Origin of the sequence: Zhongshania guokunii (assembly GCF_040892635.1) — a bacterium.
Lineage (GTDB): Bacteria > Pseudomonadota > Gammaproteobacteria > Pseudomonadales > Spongiibacteraceae > Spongiibacter > Spongiibacter guokunii.
Map to the genome: position 1 here is coordinate 78972 of NZ_JBFRYA010000011.1, position 17040 is coordinate 96011.

Here is a 17040-nt window from a genome sequence, read left to right on the forward strand (position 1 = left end):
GCTGGCCAAATTAGAGGATCTACACCATGTGGTTGCGTACCAGCTGTGATATTTCCTTCAATATTCTTGAACCCACGCCCTTTGTTTTAATGCTGCGCCCGCGCAGTGGCGCGCAGCAGTGGGTTGCCCGTGAAGAATACAAACTGACGCCGAGTGTGCCAGCGACGGAGTTCACCGACATTTATGGCAATCTTTGTCAGCGTCTTATTGCCCTGCCGCCGTATTTTCAAGTGACGACCGCGGCAGAGGTAAGAACTGCAGACTACGTCGACCAAAGCCCCGGTGCGCCCTTTGTTGAAATTCAATATTTACCGGATTCCGCGCTGAATTATTTGTTGCCCAGCCGCTACAGTGAATCTGACCGGTTTTGCGATATGGCTACCGACATCGTTGCAGGATACACCCTTGGTTACGACCAAGTCGCGGCAATTAGCGCGTGGGTGCATAACAATATTCAATACCGCCCCGGCGACAGTGTTGAGCCGGTGTCGGCGGCGGAAGTAAATGAGCGGGGCTGGGGGGTGTGCCGAGATTTATCACATTTGTGTATTGCCCTGTGCCGCAGCTTGAGTATTCCGGCACGGATGGTGGTGGGTTATTTACACCAACTCCAGCCGATGGATTTACACGCGTGGTTTGAGGCCTATATTGGTGGGCGTTGGTATACCTTTGATGCCACCGTGAATATCTTGCAGGGCGGCTATGTGGCCATAGGTTATGGTCGCGATGCTGCGGATGTTGCGGTGTACAATCAGTTTGGACCAGCGGTATTTCCCACTACCCAGGCTGTTTCCGTTGAGCAGATTGTGGGTGATGCGTGATTAAAATCAGCGCCCAAGCTCGTTTTTTTTGGGCGCTAGAGAAAAGCCTTATTGCTGGGCGTTTTTTAGTACGCGCTCAACATAGAGCAGGCAGAGGATGGGCAGAACATAGCTGGTGCCTATTTGGGTGAGCAATACTATTTCAGATAATGACCACTGGGCATCGCTGCTCAGCCAGTACACCAAAATAGGCATGGCGACAAAAATGAGGGTGGGCAAATAGCGCCATATATAATAGGACTTGCTGGATGCCGCTTCGCTGTCGGCGCGCCGATAGCAATAAAAGGTGATCAGCACTACTAAAAAGCCAATGATCAATACATAGTTATTGCCAAGGATGTCACCTAATAAATTGAGAATGGCGCCAAATACCATGCTCAATAGGCTGATATTGACCAGCCCGCGTAAATTGCGAAGTTTTTTCCGCTCCATATTGGCTCCTCATATACCCTGTTGTTTGCTACCGTTTCATTGAGTGTAGCTTGCTAAATTAGGCGTGGATGTCTTTGACCAACAGCCCGTATTTTAGTGCCGACTCCGGCAGTGCTTGGTTTAGTGGTATACGCACTTGATGGCCAGAACCCGGCGCGGCATCAATACTTTTACCGTGTTTATTGCTCAGGGTTTGCAGCTGAAAGCGGGTATTGCCGCTGGGCAGCATGAGTTCTAAGGTATCGCCAACGGCAAAGCGGTTTTTAACATCAACGGTAATAACGCTGTCTTTGGCGTCGATAATTTCGCCAACAAACTGCTGTTGCTGGGCGTTGTTTAAACCCATTTCGTAGTTCTGGTATTCCTTGGGGGGATGGCGGCGGTAGAAACCTTCGGTATAGCCGCGATTGGCCAAGGTCTCTAACTCATCCATAAGATGCATATCAAAGGGCTTGCCGTGAGCGGCGTCGTCGATGGCTTGGCGATACACCTGAGCGGTGCGGGCCACATAGTAGTGAGACTTGGTCCGACCCTCTATTTTTAGCGAGTGCACGCCCATCGCGGCCAAGCGCTCTACGTGTTGCACCGCGCGCAAATCCTTGGAGTTCATAATATAAGTGCCGTGCTCGTCTTCATAAGCGGGCATAAACTCGCCGGGACGTTGGGCCTGCTGCAATAAGACTGGCTCGGTGACAATCGCGGGTTTAGGCTCGGGTACAAAAGTCTGCACCGGCGCGAGTTTGTTTACAGCAACAAAGTCGCCGGTTTCATCCTCTTTGGCTTCGTGGGCCTGGTACTTCCAGCGACAGGCGTTGGTGCAGGCGCCTTGGTTGGGGTCGCGGTGATTCATATAGCCCGACAGTAGGCAGCGGCCCGAGTATGCAATACACAGGGCGCCGTGAACGAAGACCTCGATCTCCATCTCGGGTACTCGCTGGCGAATTTCCTCGATTTCATCTAGTGCCAGCTCCCGTGACAGAATAACCCGCTGGATGCCGTTTTGATGCCAGAACTTCACCGCGGCCCAGTTGACGGCATTGGCCTGCACCGATAGGTGGATGACCTGCTCAGGCCATTTTTCGCGCACCAGCATCATCAGGCCGGGATCGGCCATAATCAGCGCGTCTGGGCCCATTTCAATAACCGGCTCTAAGTCGCGCAAATAACTGCGGATTTTGTCGTTATGGGGTGAAATATTAGAGGCGAGATAGAATTTCTTACCCAGCGCGTGGGCTTCATCCATACCGGAGCGCAGAGTGTCTAGGTCCTTAAACTCATTGTTGCGCACCCGTAAACTGTAGCGGGGTTGTCCGGCGTAGACGGCGTCGGCGCCATAGGCAAAGGCGTAGCGCATATTGCGAAGACTGCCGGCGGGAGACAGGAGTTCAGGGATCATGGTATTGAAGCCTTGCGGTGGAGAGTGGAATCAGTTGCGTATGGTAGCGCAAAGCGCTTGGTTCTGCGCTATTGGTCAATGCGTGGCAGAGGGCTACACTCGGTACAGGCAATCGGCAGTTATTCACAAGAGATGGTAAACACAATTGCGGAATAATAATTACTGGCAAAGTCTTCTGCTTGTAGCGGGCTTTTCCCCCTTGTTATGCGGTGCAACGGAGGCGCAGGGTAACTATTATTTAAGTGCGGGAATGGGCTTGGTGCTGCCTACAAGTGAGGCCTCGCTTAGCGAGCGAAGCCGCGATTCGTCGCTGTTGTTCCCAATGGCGGACAGCACCGTAGACTCACAGTTTGGTTACGATGACAGCTATCGCTATATGCTTGGCGTCGGGCTGAGTGTGGCCGAGGCTTGGCGGGCCGAGATTGACTATCTTGACGAGCGCCTGCGCTTTGCTAAAGCGGATTCGAGGGGACTACCGCAGACTCACTTCGCCTTGCGCAAGCAAGGCTTGAGTGCCAGCGTATGGAGGGATTATCCGCTGGGAAATTCACGCTTTAATTTTTCTGTGGGTGGCGGGCTGGCCGGGGTTCGGGCTGAATTTGCTGGCGAGACGCAGGCGCTGTGGGAGCTGCACGGGGGTGGCGCGCTAGGTGTGCAGCTGACGCCGCGCTGGATAGTTGATCTGTCGTATCAGTATTATGTGGGGGAAGACCTTTATTTTGCCGCTTCAAATCAGGATTTTAACAGCGCTTCGCGGGGGCAGCGCTGGCAGTTGGGGTTGCGCTACCAATTGTCGCCCTCAGCTGAGCCTCGCAGTTTGGATGGTGATGGTGACGGCGTAAGTGACGGAGCTGACCGCTGTCCGAATACTTCGCAAGCTGCATTAGTTGATCATTATGGCTGTGCCGACAGCGATGGTGACGGGGTGATCGACCCGATTGACCGCTGCCCAAACACGCCGCTGGGCAATGAAGTCGATAACAATGGCTGTATGGACAGCGATAATGACGGGGTCAAAAACAGTGCCGATCAATGCCCCAATAGTGCCCAAGGTGAGCGAGTATTGCGCAATGGTTGTGCCGCAAGGCAAACCGTACGTCTGGAGGGGCTTGCCTTTGGTTTGGGTGAAACCACTGTTAGTGAGCAGGCTCGCGAACATCTTAGTCGGGTGGCCGAGCTTATGCTGGCCTCGCCCCAGTTTCGCTTGGCGGTGCAGGGTCACAGCGATAATAGCGGTAGCGACGAGCTTAATTACCGGCTTTCTAGGGCGCGGGCGCGGGCGGTTCGGGCGGAGCTAATTGCCATGGGTGTTGCGGCCCAGCGGATGGATATTCACGCTTTTGGTGCTAGTATGCCGGTTGCTGACAATAATAGCAGCGAAGGGCGCGCTCGCAATCGTCGTGTTACCCTAAAAGTAATTCGCGCCAAGTAGTATAATGGCCGATGCTTACGGAAAGTAGCACGCAAGCAAAGCTTTACCGCGGCATTTTGCCGGTTTAGCATGCGGCCTTGCGTATTCGTTAATTGTGCACGTATTTTTGATAATGTTTTGCACTACTATGGACTAGTATTGCGCAAGTGAGAATTAACCTCCGATTTTGTTGTCTACGTGACAGTAAAACGGGGTATAACTTTAATGATCAGGGGATGTTTATGAGCAAGCAATGGAAATCTGCGCTGGCTGCGGGTGTGATTTTAGCATCGGCAACTGGTGCGGCGATGGCCGAGGATAAAGAGACCGGTTTTTATCTAGGTGGCAATGTTTTTTACAACCAAGTCTTTGATGCTGATGGGAAAATCACTACCGATACTGCAGGTGGTTTTGCTGCGATTCCAGTTTTAGGCGGCATTTTAGATGGTCTGCTAGGTGGCTCAGCCGGTAGTTCAGCTAATTTTGAAACCAGCTACGATAACGATACTGCCTACGGTTTCAGCTTTGGTTATAAGTTTGAAAGCCCATACCGCCTCGAATTTGAATACCGCCAGGGCGAGAATGATCTGGATAAAGTCACCACTGGTGGTGTTTCCACGACTAGTGACGACAGCCTTGAAGTCACTTCGATGATGGGTAATTTGTGGTACGACTTCTCTGCTGGTGAGCGTCTGCGTCCATACATTGGTTTTGGTTTGGGTATGGCGAATCTTGACATTGGCGATGCCGATGACGACGTTACTATTGGTCAACTTGGTGCTGGTATCACCTACTTCCTGACCCCACGTCTTGCCTTGGATGCGGGCTATCGTTATAGCGTTGCACAAGACGCGACGTTTAAAACCAATTTGTCTGAGCAAGAAACTGAATACAGTGCACAGAGCGTGCAGCTGGGTTTGCGTTTTAACTTCTTTGAAGCGCAGTACGGCGTAAAAGACACCGACGGTGACGGCGTATCTGACGAAATGGACGAGTGCCCAGCAACACCACGTGGCGTTCAGGTAGACAGCGTTGGCTGCCCACTTGACGGCGATAACGACGGTGTAGCCGATTACCTTGATCAGTGCCCAAATACACCAGCTGGCGCTAAAGTAAATGCTAGCGGTTGCCCTTTAGATAGCGACAACGACGGCGTAGTAGATGCCGACGATGCTTGCCCAGATACCCCAGCTGGCCAAGCGGTTATGTCTAATGGCTGTGCGAAGGATCAAGCAGTAATACTGCGCGGCGTAAACTTTGAACTGAACAGTGCACAACTGACCATGAATGCGGAAACCATTCTTAATGGTGTTGCTGAAACACTGGTAAGTTCACCTGGCTTTGAAGTTGAACTGCAGGGTCACACCGACAGCACTGGTAGCGATAGCTACAATATGAACCTGTCACAGAATCGCGCTAAGTCAGTGAAAAACTACTTGGTTAGCGGCGGTGTTGAGGCAAATCGTTTGACTGCTCGCGGCTACGGTGAAGAGCAGCCTATTGCTAGCAACGAAACTAAAGACGGCCGTGCGCAAAACCGTCGTGTTGAGTTGAAAGTACTTGGCGATGGTTCTGGTGTTTCAGTTGAGCCGATGATGGACGACGAGCCAATGTTGGACGAAGAGCCAATGTTGGACGAAGAGCCAATGGTTGAGCCGATGGCAGAAGACGAGGTTGAAACTCCTGCTCCAGCTGCTGACGACTTCATGAGCGATGAGCCTGAAGCTGCTGCTGAAGACGAGTACGAGTATGAATCTTCAGATGACGAAATGGACTACTAATACGTAATTAGTTAGTTCGTCATAAAAAAACCCAGCCACCGTGCTGGGTTTTTTTATGGGCAGGTTTATTGAACGGCAGATTGCCAAATTAACAGGCGATTATTAGCGGGCATGGCGTGGTCGGCTAATAAGCGCAGACCGATTTTTTCAGCGAGGGTGTTTATTGCCTCAAAATCGCGAATACCGCTTTGGCCGTCGCGCTGCTTTAGCCAGCTGTCAAACTCTGCATTACTAGCCGAGGTGTAGTCACCGTTATAATTAAATGGTCCGTAAATACAGAGTAAGCCTTCATCTTTAAGGCTTTTGCGCAAGTGGCTAAAAAACAATTCCACTTCGTGCCAGCTCATAATATGTAGGGTATTTGCCGAGTAAATTACGTCAAATTTCGGTGCCGGCCACTCGACTTCGCGTACGTCAAGGGCGACTGGTGGCGCTAAATTAGCAAGTGCCGACTCGTCGACCCACGCTTGTATCCCCATTAAATTCTCTCTGCGATCACTGCACTGCCAGTGAATATGGGGCATATTGGCGGCAAAATACACGGCGTGCTGACCCGTGCCGCTGCCAATTTCTAACACGCGTTGGCGGGCGGCCAACAAGGGCGCGATTTTCTCAAAAATATAATATTGGTTGTTTTCACAGGCCTGTGAAAAGGGCTTGGCTTGAATCATGGTTAAATCCCTTTGAACTATGCTTAAATCATCCCTTGGCGAATACGGCTAGCCGCTCCTCGGCTGGCGCCAAGTGTAACGGCTTTTTCAGGAGTACAACAATGGCCTACTGGTTGATGAAGTCAGAGCCCGACACCTTTAGCCTTGACGATCTGCGCGACCGGCCTAATAGCACCGAGCACTGGGACGGAGTGAGAAATTATCAGGCTCGCAATATGATGCGCGACCAAATGAAGCTGGGTGACAAAGTGTTTTTCTACCACTCATCCTGCCCTCAACCGGGGATTGCCGGTATTGCCGAAGTGGTGCGCGAGGCCTACCCAGACAGCAGCGCTCAGAATCCAGAGTCGCGCTATTTTGACCCCAAAGCCAGCCCAGAAAACCCGCGCTGGTTTATGGTCGATGTGCGCTTTGAGCGTAAGTTTGAACGTTTGCTGCCGCTGGCCGCGCTAAAAGCAGAGCCGGCACTGGGTGAAATGCTGCTAGTACAAAAGGGTAGTCGCCTGTCGATTATGCCGGTCACTCCAGAGGAGTGGCGCCAGATTATGACAATGGCGCAGTAGAATTATTCTGCGCCGTCGCGTAAGAAGATCCATTCCCGTGCAGTGGATTGTTCGGGGCAATAATAATAACCGTCGGTGTCGAACTGCTTTAGCTCGTCCACGTTTTTAATCCGATTTTTAATCACGTAGCTGGCCATTAATCCGCGAGCTTTTTTGGCGTAAAAACTGATGATTTTGTATTTTCCGTTTTTATAATCTTTGAATACTGGGGTAATAATATCAGCGGCGAGGGCCTTGGGTTTGATGGCGCTAAAGTATTCATTAGACGCCAGATTGACCAGCACCTGAGATTTAATGTCGGCGAGTTGTTTATTCACCGCCTCGGTAATCTCGGTATCCCAAAATTGATAAAGATTTTTGCCCGCTTTATTCTCAAACTTGGTGCCCATTTCTAGCCGGTAAGGCTGGATCAAGTCGAGGGGGCGCAGTAGGCCATATAGCCCAGACAATATACGCAGATGCTGCTGGGCAAAGGTGAAATCGCTAGCGTTAAAGCTGTCGGCATCTAGGCCCGTATATACATCACCGCGAAAGGCCAGCACCGCCGCTTTGGCATTATCTGGGCTAAAGGGCAGCTGCCAGTTCATAAAGCGCTGGTGATTGAGTTCGCCGAGCTTGGGACTGATTTTCATCAGGCCGGAGATGTCGTCTGGACTGAGCGCCTGCAGTTGATCAATCAGCGCTTGGGAGCGTGGCAAAAAATCGGCTTGGCTAAATTTCTTGGTGTGCGCTGGGCTGTCAAAATCCAAGGTTTTGGCTGGCGAGATAAGTAGTAGCATAGTGAGTCCTGTGACAGTTGGTTCAAGCTTGGAGTAGTGCCTGCCACCAATTCAGTGGGTCGCCAGTCTCGGGGTCGTAAACATTGCCATAGACCCACTTGGCCTGATCGCTATTAGCCCATTTGTTTAGCAATTCTTCGATACTGCTAAACCCCACACCAAAGTGAATACTGTAGGCGATGGCGCGATCGGTTTTAATATCGAGGCTGCCGCCGAGCTTTTCAATTTCTGCGGTGAGCTGAACTTCTAGATCTTCATTGGGCTGTCGCAAAAACACTCGCACACAGAGGTTGCCGCTGTGCTCAATTAAGTTAAATCGGCCGCGGGCATCTTCGTTAATTTTTACTGTGTCTAATGCGGCGAGGCCGCGCACAAACAGCGGCGACTTCAGCAGTCGGTACTCGCTTACGCCTTCTAATGGGGTGGCCAAGACTTTCTCGAAAATGGGCTGATTATTGCTCGGGTGAATACCCGCAAATAATTCCAGCAAGGTTTCTTGGTCGGCAAAGGGAGCTTGTTCGGTCATAGCGCGTATAAATTCACTTGGCATGGGCGGCCAATGATACCGATTTTACGCACTCAATTCACGGTGTACGCTACAGCTTGTCGTCTAAGCCACAGATTTAACGGCTGGCAGCGGGCATATTAAACTGAATACCGATTGGCGGTGGCGTGTAATGACTGTTGGGGCGATCGCCTTCGCCAATACTGACCAGCTTAAAACCGCCTTCAACGTATAAAACCCCGCGATCAGGCTGATCTTTGAAACTGTTCTCTAGGGCGAGCAGCTTATTGCCGCGGTCATTTTTCATGGCACCGGCAAAGCGCCGGAAAAATTGCCGCAGGGCATCACTGGCTTGAATAACCACCGGGCTGTCGGTGAGTACCGTGCGGTAATTCGCCGAGCCCGTGTTCACGTTATACACGCGGCCCTTAAAGCCCGCGATATTACTAAACTCCTTGGTGGGGCTAAGACTAACCGCCTGAGTGTCAGGAACGGTTATGGCCTGGCCCTGTTGTGCGCTGGCAATCACCTCGCCCATATCGTCTACATTCATCACTACTTGGGCGCCGCCTTGGCTAATAATGGCCGTTGCCTGCTCACCATTAATAATGGAATAGCCCATTTGCCCGCGATCGACGCGAATATGCTGGTCATCGCGGTAGCTGAGCACAATGGTTTCTGAGCCCATGGCGTAGCGAGCAATAATATCGGCGTGGCTAGTAGCGCTGCATAGAGCGACTAGAGTGCTAAGTAAAATCCTGCGCATGGCTTCTCCTGAGCTAGGCTCGCGGGAGCGGCAATAGAATGGCTATAATGTGCAGCTAATTCAGGGATGCCGATCAGTGAAACAGTGTGTAATTTTAATCGATTCGTTTACCGAGCGCTTTGGACGCCTTTTGGCGTACTTAATTCCCTTGATGATGCTAGGAACCGCCGCGGTGGTCATTATGCGCTACGGCTTTGGTCAGGGCATGACCGCATTGCAGGAATCTGTAACGTATCTGCACGGCACTGTCTTTATGCTGGGCGCTGCTTACACGCTCAAGCATGGTGGCCACGTGCGGGTCGATATTTTTTATCAGCGCTACTCGCTGCGCACTAAAGCATGGATTGATAGTATCGGTTGTATTGTGTTTTTGTTACCCCTCTGCGGACTCATTTTATTCACTAGCTGGGAATTTGCCGGCAACGCTTGGGCGATTCACGAAACCTCGGTAGAGCCTGGTGGCCTGCCATTTGTGTATTTATTGAAATCACTCTTGCCGCTTATGGCCATAAACCTCGCCTTACAAGGCATCGCCGAGCTCCTGCGCAATGCACTCGTGCTCGTCAGCCCAGAGGCCGCCAATAATGTTGATTGAGTTACTGCCTATATTGATGTTCGTCGCCATTTGCTTGGTGTTGATGCTGGGTTATCCGGTGGCTTTTAGTTTGGCCGGCACCGCGATGATATTTGCCGGCATTGGTATTGTTCTAGGTTATTTTGACGCCTCATTTTTATCGGCGCTGCCAAACCGGCTGTACGGCACCATTAGCAATGTCACCCTAATTGCAGTGCCGCTGTTTGTGCTGATGGGCGTCCTACTCGAAAAAAGTCGCTTGGCCGAGGAATTACTCGACAATATGGCGGCGCTGTTTGGTCGCAGCCGCGGTGGCCTGGGCTTCTCGGTGATTCTGGTGGGCATGTTGTTGGCGGCCAGTACCGGTATTGTTGGCGCCACCGTGGTCACAATGGGCTTGATGTCATTACCCACTATGCTCAATCGCGGCTACGATCCAAAATTGGCGACGGGCACCATTTGCGCGACCGGTACCTTGGGGCAGATTATTCCGCCTTCTATCGCCCTGGTCTTGCTCGGTGACACCTTGTCTAGCGCCTATCAACAGGCCCAGTTGGACATGGGCGTATACAGCCCCAAGACCCTATCGGTAGGTGATTTATTTATCGGCGCGTTGGTGCCGGGCTTGATGTTGGTTTGTTTGTATTTGCTCTATATGGGCTTTGTCGCCATTCGCCAGCCAGCGCGCGCGCCCGCCGCCAAAGACTTAAATCCACCGCCAATCAGCTCTCTATTAAAAGGCTTGCTGCCGCCAATCGCGCTCATTATGACGGTCTTAGGCTCGATATTGGCCGGTGCTGCCACGCCCACCGAAGCCGCAGGAGTGGGTGCGTTAGGGGCTGCCTCAATGGCTATCGCCAAGGGGCAGCTAGGCTGGCAGCGCTTGGGTGAGGTGGCGAGGGAGACCCTGAAAGTCACCTGCATGGTGTTTATGATTTTAATTGGCGCGGCGGTATTCTCATTAGTGTTCCGTGGCTTTGGTGGTGATGATCTTATTCAACACTTCTTTGCGAAATTGCCGGGCGGCGTTATTACCGCAACCTTGATCGTTATGGTGGTGATTTTCTTACTGGGTTTTATTCTCGATTTTATCGAAATTACCTTTGTGGTGGTGCCAATTGTTGGCCCAATTTTATTGGCCATGGGTGTGGACCCCATTTGGCTGGGTATTATGATTGCGCTTAATTTACAAACCTCCTTCCTAACCCCACCGTTTGGTTTCGCACTATTTTATCTGCGCGGTGTGGCGCCGCCGTCGGTGTCTACCGCCGATATTTATCGTGGCGTTGCACCGTATATTGGGTTGCAATTACTAATGTTATTTTTATTGGCGTGGTGGCCGGATCTGGCAACGTGGTTACCCGCTTTTGTTCGTGGGCAATAAGGGAATGGTCTGGTATCCCCGCAGCTTTAATAATGATATATACGTCATTGACAATGCGCAGTAGTGCACGTTAACTATGCGCCCATTACAATTACTAATGTAGAGAGACTATTTTATGCGTGACATCGACGACACGCCCAAACCAGCAGGTGAGCTCGCTTTACTCACCATCGCCATGCCGGCAGATACCAATGCCAGCGGTGATATTTTTGGTGGCTGGCTTATGTCGCAAATGGACCTTGCTGGCAGTCAAACGGCGGCGCGCCGTGCTGGCGGGCGAGTGGCGACTGTTGCCGTCGATAGCATGGCGTTTATGACACCGGTTAATGTGGGTGCAGCAGTTAGCTGTTATACCGACATTGTTGATGTTGGCCGCAGCTCAATACGTGTTCGTGTAGAAGTTTGGGTAACCAATAAGCATCAATACGAACCCGCTAAAGTAACCGAGGGCGAGTTCGTGTTTGTGGCGATTGATGGCAATGGCCGCACTCGGGTAGTTGATTAAGGTTACCCTTGGGCAAGTAAATCACGCGTATAAAATATTATTTAAAAATAATGGTGTTACGCGTGCTCGCCTTATTTTCTTACTGATGTAAGACCAGCGAAAATAAATCTTATCTGCAAAATTTAAAGATCCCGCGCATTAATATACGACTGCTCAGAGATGTGGTGATACTCTTTGGCGCCTTCCAAAAATTGCTTCCAGCTTTGGTAAACTCGACCTGTTAGCTCGTCGGTTTTTGATAATTCCAGTAAGTATTCATCTGATACGCGGTGTAGTTCGCGCAGTACGTCATCTGGAAGTTTTCGCAGTTGTACACGGTGTTCGCCTACTAGCTCTTTTAGCGCGGCGTTATTGCGCGCGGTGTATTCGTCGAGCATATCGGCATTGGCGTAGCGAGCAGCGGCTTCTACAATGGCTTGCAAATCTTTGGGTAGCGCGGCAAAGGCGTCTTTGTTAATAATTAATTCTAGGGTTGAGCCTGGCTCGTGCCAGCCTGGGTAGTAGTAATATTTGGCTACTTCGTGAAAGCCAAAGGCTAAGTCGTTGTAGGGCGCCACCCATTCGGTTGCATCAATTACGCCGGTTTGCAGCGAGGTGTATAGCTCGCCGCCGGGCAGGGTAACGGCGCTGCCGCCTAAGCGATTCCAGACTTCGCCGCCGGAACCGGGAATACGCATTTTTAGGCCTTTAACGTCGTCAATGGAGTTGATTTCTTTATTAAACCAACCCGCCATTTGTACGCCGGTATTGCCGCCAGCGAAGGGAACTAAGTTAAAGGGTGCGTAGGCTTCGCGCCACAGCTGCATACCGCCGCCGTGATAGAGCCAGCCATTCATTTCTTGAGCGGTCATGCCAAAGGGTACGGCGGTAAAAAATATTGATGAGGCCAGTTTGCCCTTCCAGTAATACGCCGCGCCGTGGCCAGCTTGGGCACTGCCTGCTGAGACGGCGTCGAACACACCCATCGCAGGTACTAACTCGCCAGCGCCGTAGACTTTTATCTGTAGCCGGCCCTGACTCATCACATTAACAATATTGGCAAATTTCTCGGGTGCGGTGCCTAAGCCGGGAAAATTCTTAGGCCAAGTGGTGACCAATTTCCAGTGGAAAACCTGCTGACCGCTGCTGCTTTTTTGCTGTTCGCTACGGCTGTGGTCGCGGCTGCGCTCGCCAACATAAAGCCAGCTCATGCTAATCAGCGCGGCGAGCAGGGCGAGAATAATGAGCGGCGTATAATTATTTTTACTGGGCTTCATGGTCTTCCCTATTACAAAAGCGGTCGTACTAATTTTTTAACAAAAGTTTTTTAAAAAACTGTTTTATAAAAGCTGCAAATTGGCGTACTGCAGCACGAGCCATTTACTGCCTTCGTCTTCAAAATTAACCTGTACGCGGGCGCTGGCTCCCTGGCCCTCAAAGCTGAGTACAACGCCAGCGCCAAAGATGCTGTGCAGTACACGCTGACCAAGGGCGATGCCCATCGCCGCTGCTGAGGCTTGCTGAGAGGTGGTGACGCCACTTTGGGCATAGCTACTTGGCCGACTAACGGTGTTATTAATACGCACTTCGTCAATTAGCTCGTTGGGAATTTCGCGCACAAAGCGCGACAGGCTATTAAAGCTTTCTTGGCCGTGTAAGCGACGAGACTCAGCGTAGCTTAAGAACAGCTTTTGCTCGGCGCGGGTTATACCGACATAGGCCAAGCGACGTTCTTCTTCCAAACGCTCGGGATCTTCCATCGACATTTTGTGGGGAAAGAGATTTTCTTCCACGCCTACAATAAACACCGCTGGAAATTCCAAACCCTTGGCCGAGTGCAAAGTCATTAACTGCACGCTGTCTTCGTGTTCGTCGGCCTGCTGGTCACCGGCGTCCAGCGCGGCGCGGTCGAGAAAGGCGCGCAGCGGTTCTATGTCTTCGTCTTCTGGTTCAAAAGCGGCGGCGGCTGTAATCAGCTCGTGTAAGTTTTCGACCCGCGCTTGACCCTTTTCACCTTTTTCTTTTTCGTGAAAGGCCAGTAGCCCCGAACGATCAATGGCGATGTTGATCTGTTCATCAAGGGGTTTATCCCGACACTGTTCGGCCAAGTCTTCAACTAATGCCAAAAAGCCGCGCAGGGCGTTACCCGCGCGGGCGGGCAGCAGGCCGTTTTCAATAATGGCCAGTGCTGCACGCCACAGCGAGGTTTGATGCTCGCGGGCGTATTCGCGCAGAATTTCTACGGTGCGGGTGCCAATGCCACGGGTGGGAGTGTTAATCACCCGCTCGATGGCGGTGTCGTCGTCGCGCAGTTCAACAATGCGCATATAGGCCAGCGCGTTTTTAATTTCTAGGCGGTCGTAAAAGCGCTGACCGCCGTAGATGCGGTAGGGCAGACCGGCGCGAATCAGATATTCTTCCAGTATTCGCGACTGGGCATTGCTGCGGTATAGCACGCCAATATCGCTGCGGCGGTAATCGTCGCGGACCAGCTCGGCAATGCGGTCGGTGAGAAAGCGAGCTTCATCTTGTTCGTTAAAGGCGGCAAACAGCGAGATTTTGTCGCCGTCGCCGTCTTCGGTCCACAGTTCTTTACCGAGGCGCTGGCTGTTATTGGCGATCAGCGCATTGGCGGCTTTGAGGATGGTGGCGGTGGAGCGATAGTTTTGCTCTAGGCGCACCACATGGGTGTTTTCAATATCTTTGGAGAACTGTTGAATATTCTCAATGCGGGCGCCGCGCCAGCCGTAAATCGACTGGTCGTCATCGCCCACTGCGGTCATCGCCATGCCCTTGCTGGCGAGCAGGCGCAGCCACGCGTATTGCACGGCATTGGTGTCTTGAAACTCGTCGACTAAAACGTGCTTAAAGCGCTGCTGGTAATGGTCGAGAATCGCTGGATTGTCGCGCCACAGCTCCAGTGCGCGCAGCAGCAGTTCGGCAAAGTCGATTACCCCTTGCTGGCGACAGATCTCCTCGTAGCGGCGGTAAACCTTGAGCATGGTGGTCAGGTAAAGATCGCCGCCAAAATCGTCGATGTGGGCAGCGCGGCGCCCCTCATCTTTATGGCCGTTGATAAAGTATTGGGATTGCCGAGGTGGCCAGCGGCTGTCGTCTAGCGCTAGCTCGCGGTGAATACGCTTGAGCTGGCGGAGCTGGTCGTCGCTGTCCAAAATTTGGAAATTATTGGGTAGCCCAGCTTCTTGGGCGTGGGCCTTGAGCAGGCGATGAGCCAAACCGTGAAAGGTGCCCACCCACATACCGTGATTTAAACTGCTACCCAGCAAGCTTTCGATGCGCCCGCGCATCTCCTTGGCGGCTTTATTGGTAAAGGTCACCGCCATAATGCTGTGGGTCGACAGTCCCTCTACCTTGATCTTCCAGGCAATACGGTGGACCAGCACCCGGGTTTTACCGCTGCCAGCCCCGGCAAGTACTAAGGTGCCAGGGCTGTCGGCGGTGACCGCGTCGCGCTGTGCGTCATTGAGTTCGTCAAGAATATAAGATACGTCCATGGCGCCGTATTCTACTGGGATTATCCGCCGCTGGCACCGCTAAAATGGTGATTAGCGGAGAGTGAGTGGCATTATTCGAAGCGAGTTTTATGGCTAAGGGCCTAAATCGATAGGGTGAGGAGGGTATGGCAGGCTTTTGACGCTTTACGATCAGCGTTAATCGTATGCAGAAAAATGCAGAAAGCCCTAGGTATCATGCTCGGATGGGCAGAATACCTAGGGCTTTTGTGGCGCAGGTGCCGCTATTTTTGTAGCTCCTTGCTTGTTATGGGTGTAAAGCTTGCTTCCACGAGTACATCGGCAAAATCTTCTTGGCCGGTGGGGCTTTTGCTATCAATTAACACACTATTTGCCGCGCCTTTTACCGGTGCAATGTTGAGGCGCCAAGTGTCGCCAGAGTCATCGGTCTCTGTGTAAGACAGGGTGCCCGCTGAGTTGACCTCCCAGACAAGGGTGGTGACATCATCTTCTCCGAAAGTTACGGTGCCGGTGCCGTCTGCCTTGAGCTGAACGCTGAAGCTTTCAACAAAGCCCACTTTGTCGTGATAAGACGGCGAGGTAGTGGTGACCTGCCAATTGCCAACTAAGGCGGTTTCATCAAAACCGACGTCACGATTCACGAGAATATCGACTAAATCGTCACCCTCACCAACGAGTGTGCTTGTGAATTGTCCTACACGCGCAAAAAATATTTGATCGCCTTCGTCCACGAACTTTAAGTCGCCCCACCGCTCTGCCGTTAAGCCACTGATGTTGTAACTCTGCTCATCCTTATTGTATAAGCCGCCATCACCGTCGCTATCTACACTGGCAGCGAAGGTATAGCTGTCCCCATCCACCGTAAACGTACCAAACTCACCCGATAAAGCCTGTGGAGGGAGGTCCTCGTAACTTTCGAGGTTATTGGTGTGCGCGAGAACGTACTCGGAGTTAGACAGGAATGTAAGGATATTGAGGTTATCTGCTTCGGGCTCATAGAGTTGCCACGCGCCCTGTATTTCATTGTTCAGATTTTTTACGCGGCTAAACGCGACTGTGCCGCTTTCGGTGTCGGTAAAACTGAGTGTCAGAGTGTCGCCGGTGACGCTGGCCGTTGATACTGAGCTTCCTTCATCGTAAAGGCCGCCAGAATTATCGGATTGGGCGATTAGCGAGGTGCTGAATGCCCCATCCTCCACGTCCCAGCTGTAGTTGCCAAATTCAACTGAACCGGCAGTTTGATCGCCGTCATCGCTGTGTTCATGAATAATGATATAGCGTGATTCGTCAATAAAGCTCAGTACATTGCGCTTACCTTCCCCTTCACTGTATAGCCAGCTGCCGAGAATTTGTGATTGCTGTGCGCGTTGAAAATGCGCTTCAGCCTGGGCTTCGCTGACAAGCTGAATACCGTCTTTGATGGTATCCAGTATCGTTTGGGCTTCGCTGTCGAAGTCGGCGCTTTCTAAATCTAAGGTGCTGCCTTTAAAGGCGTTTTCTGCTTCCGCCGAGATTTCAATGCCATTGTCGGGGTTGCCATCGCTGTCTAGCGATTGCAGTAGCTGCAAGATATTGGTGCGAACCTCGCTGTTATCTTGGGCGAGGTCGGCTGGGGTGATTTGTTCATTAGCACTGATGCTGGGGAACTGTAAGTCGCCAATAGAGAATACAATTGACTCACCCTCGCGGTAGTTGAATTCGCCGAGGGCATTGGTCAGGCCCTGCAAGCTATCGGTTTGGTATTTAACACCGTACACCGGGCTATCGGTAAAAATGCCTTGCAGGCTATCATCGGCTGCGGGCGAGCCGCCGCCACCGCTAGAGCCACTTCCACCGCCGCAGGCACTGATAAGAAATATACAGTTCAAACCAAGCAATTTTAACTTCATTGTCGCTACTCCAATAGCCGCACTATTTTTAATAAGATCAAACCCTAAATACACATCTTGTGCAGAGCCTCCTCTAGAGTAAGGCTAGGG

The 17040-nt window shown here is 51.8% G+C and carries 16 protein-coding genes; 7 read left to right on the top strand and 9 right to left on the bottom strand.

The annotated features are described in order from the left end of the window. Positions 1-26 precede the first annotated feature (26 nt). Positions 27-821, top strand: coding sequence for a transglutaminase-like domain-containing protein (locus AB4876_RS13070; RefSeq protein WP_368382195.1), 795 nt, complete (start codon positions 27-29; stop codon positions 819-821). Between the two features lie 48 nt (positions 822-869). Here AB4876_RS13070 and AB4876_RS13075 read toward each other — a convergent pair whose 3' ends face one another. Next, positions 870-1253, bottom strand: coding sequence for a hypothetical protein (locus AB4876_RS13075; RefSeq protein WP_368382197.1), 384 nt, complete (start codon positions 1251-1253; stop codon positions 870-872). Positions 1254-1311: 58 nt separating this feature from the next. Then, on the bottom strand, positions 1312-2649 hold the full coding sequence (gene trhP, locus AB4876_RS13080) for a prephenate-dependent tRNA uridine(34) hydroxylase TrhP (RefSeq protein WP_368382199.1): 1338 nt from the start codon (positions 2647-2649) through the stop codon (positions 1312-1314). Between the two features lie 145 nt (positions 2650-2794). Between trhP and AB4876_RS13085 the strand changes: the two genes are divergently transcribed. Together AB4876_RS13085 and AB4876_RS13090 are read left to right on the top strand one after the other, a co-directional pair. After that, entirely contained in the window at positions 2795-4081 is a 1287-nt protein-coding gene (locus AB4876_RS13085) for an OmpA family protein (protein WP_368382201.1), read from the top strand. A gap of 221 nt (positions 4082-4302) precedes the next feature. Further along, the gene (locus tag AB4876_RS13090) at positions 4303-5841 is read left to right on the top strand and encodes an OmpA family protein (protein WP_368382202.1); all 1539 of its coding nucleotides are present in this window, start codon (positions 4303-4305) and stop codon (positions 5839-5841) included. Positions 5842-5906: 65 nt separating this feature from the next. Here AB4876_RS13090 and AB4876_RS13095 read toward each other — a convergent pair whose 3' ends face one another. Continuing rightward, a complete protein-coding gene (locus tag AB4876_RS13095) occupies positions 5907-6512 on the bottom strand; it encodes a DUF938 domain-containing protein (RefSeq protein WP_438273417.1) in 606 nt (201 codons plus the stop codon). Positions 6513-6613: 101 nt separating this feature from the next. Between AB4876_RS13095 and AB4876_RS13100 the strand changes: the two genes are divergently transcribed. Continuing rightward, positions 6614-7075, top strand: a complete 462-nt coding sequence (locus AB4876_RS13100; RefSeq protein ID WP_301030047.1) for an EVE domain-containing protein — start codon at positions 6614-6616, stop codon at positions 7073-7075. A 2-nt stretch (positions 7076-7077) separates the two neighbouring features. Here the strand turns inward: AB4876_RS13100 and yaaA are convergent, their stop codons facing one another. From yaaA to AB4876_RS13115, 3 genes are all read right to left on the bottom strand, one after another. Then, on the bottom strand, positions 7078-7854 hold the full coding sequence (gene yaaA, locus AB4876_RS13105) for a peroxide stress protein YaaA (protein ID WP_368382204.1): 777 nt from the start codon (positions 7852-7854) through the stop codon (positions 7078-7080). Positions 7855-7876: 22 nt separating this feature from the next. Continuing rightward, positions 7877-8404 carry a DUF4265 domain-containing protein gene (locus tag AB4876_RS13110; RefSeq protein WP_368382206.1) on the bottom strand — a complete coding sequence of 176 codons (528 nt, stop codon included), beginning with the start codon at positions 8402-8404 and terminating at the stop codon, positions 7877-7879. Positions 8405-8477: 73 nt separating this feature from the next. Further along, positions 8478-9125, bottom strand: a complete 648-nt coding sequence (locus AB4876_RS13115) for a hypothetical protein (protein WP_368382207.1) — start codon at positions 9123-9125, stop codon at positions 8478-8480. Positions 9126-9201: 76 nt separating this feature from the next. Here AB4876_RS13115 and AB4876_RS13120 point away from each other — a divergent pair, with 76 nt between their 5' ends. The 3 genes from AB4876_RS13120 (at position 9202) to AB4876_RS13130 (ending at position 11588) form a co-directional block, all read left to right on the top strand. Further along, a complete protein-coding gene (locus AB4876_RS13120; protein WP_368382209.1) occupies positions 9202-9720 on the top strand; it encodes a TRAP transporter small permease subunit in 519 nt (172 codons plus the stop codon). Next, positions 9710-11083 (top strand): TRAP transporter large permease, encoded by a 1374-nt coding sequence (locus AB4876_RS13125; RefSeq protein ID WP_368382210.1) that lies wholly within the window; start codon positions 9710-9712, stop codon positions 11081-11083. Before AB4876_RS13120 ends, AB4876_RS13125 begins: the two co-directional genes overlap by 11 nt. A 115-nt stretch (positions 11084-11198) precedes the next feature. Further along, positions 11199-11588 carry an acyl-CoA thioesterase gene (locus AB4876_RS13130; protein ID WP_008252927.1) on the top strand — a complete coding sequence of 130 codons (390 nt, stop codon included), beginning with the start codon at positions 11199-11201 and terminating at the stop codon, positions 11586-11588. Between the two features lie 122 nt (positions 11589-11710). Here the strand turns inward: AB4876_RS13130 and AB4876_RS13135 are convergent, their stop codons facing one another. The 3 genes from AB4876_RS13135 to AB4876_RS13145 all read right to left on the bottom strand — a co-directional run bounded on the left by AB4876_RS13135 (position 11711) and on the right by AB4876_RS13145 (position 16950). Then, positions 11711-12844, bottom strand: a complete 1134-nt coding sequence (locus AB4876_RS13135) for a TRAP transporter substrate-binding protein (RefSeq protein ID WP_368382212.1) — start codon at positions 12842-12844, stop codon at positions 11711-11713. A 63-nt stretch (positions 12845-12907) separates the two neighbouring features. Then, a complete protein-coding gene (gene uvrD, locus AB4876_RS13140; RefSeq protein WP_368382213.1) occupies positions 12908-15082 on the bottom strand; it encodes a DNA helicase II in 2175 nt (724 codons plus the stop codon). Between the two features lie 242 nt (positions 15083-15324). Next, on the bottom strand, positions 15325-16950 hold the full coding sequence (locus tag AB4876_RS13145; RefSeq protein WP_368382215.1) for a hypothetical protein: 1626 nt from the start codon (positions 16948-16950) through the stop codon (positions 15325-15327). Between the last annotated feature and the right edge of the window lie 90 nt (positions 16951-17040).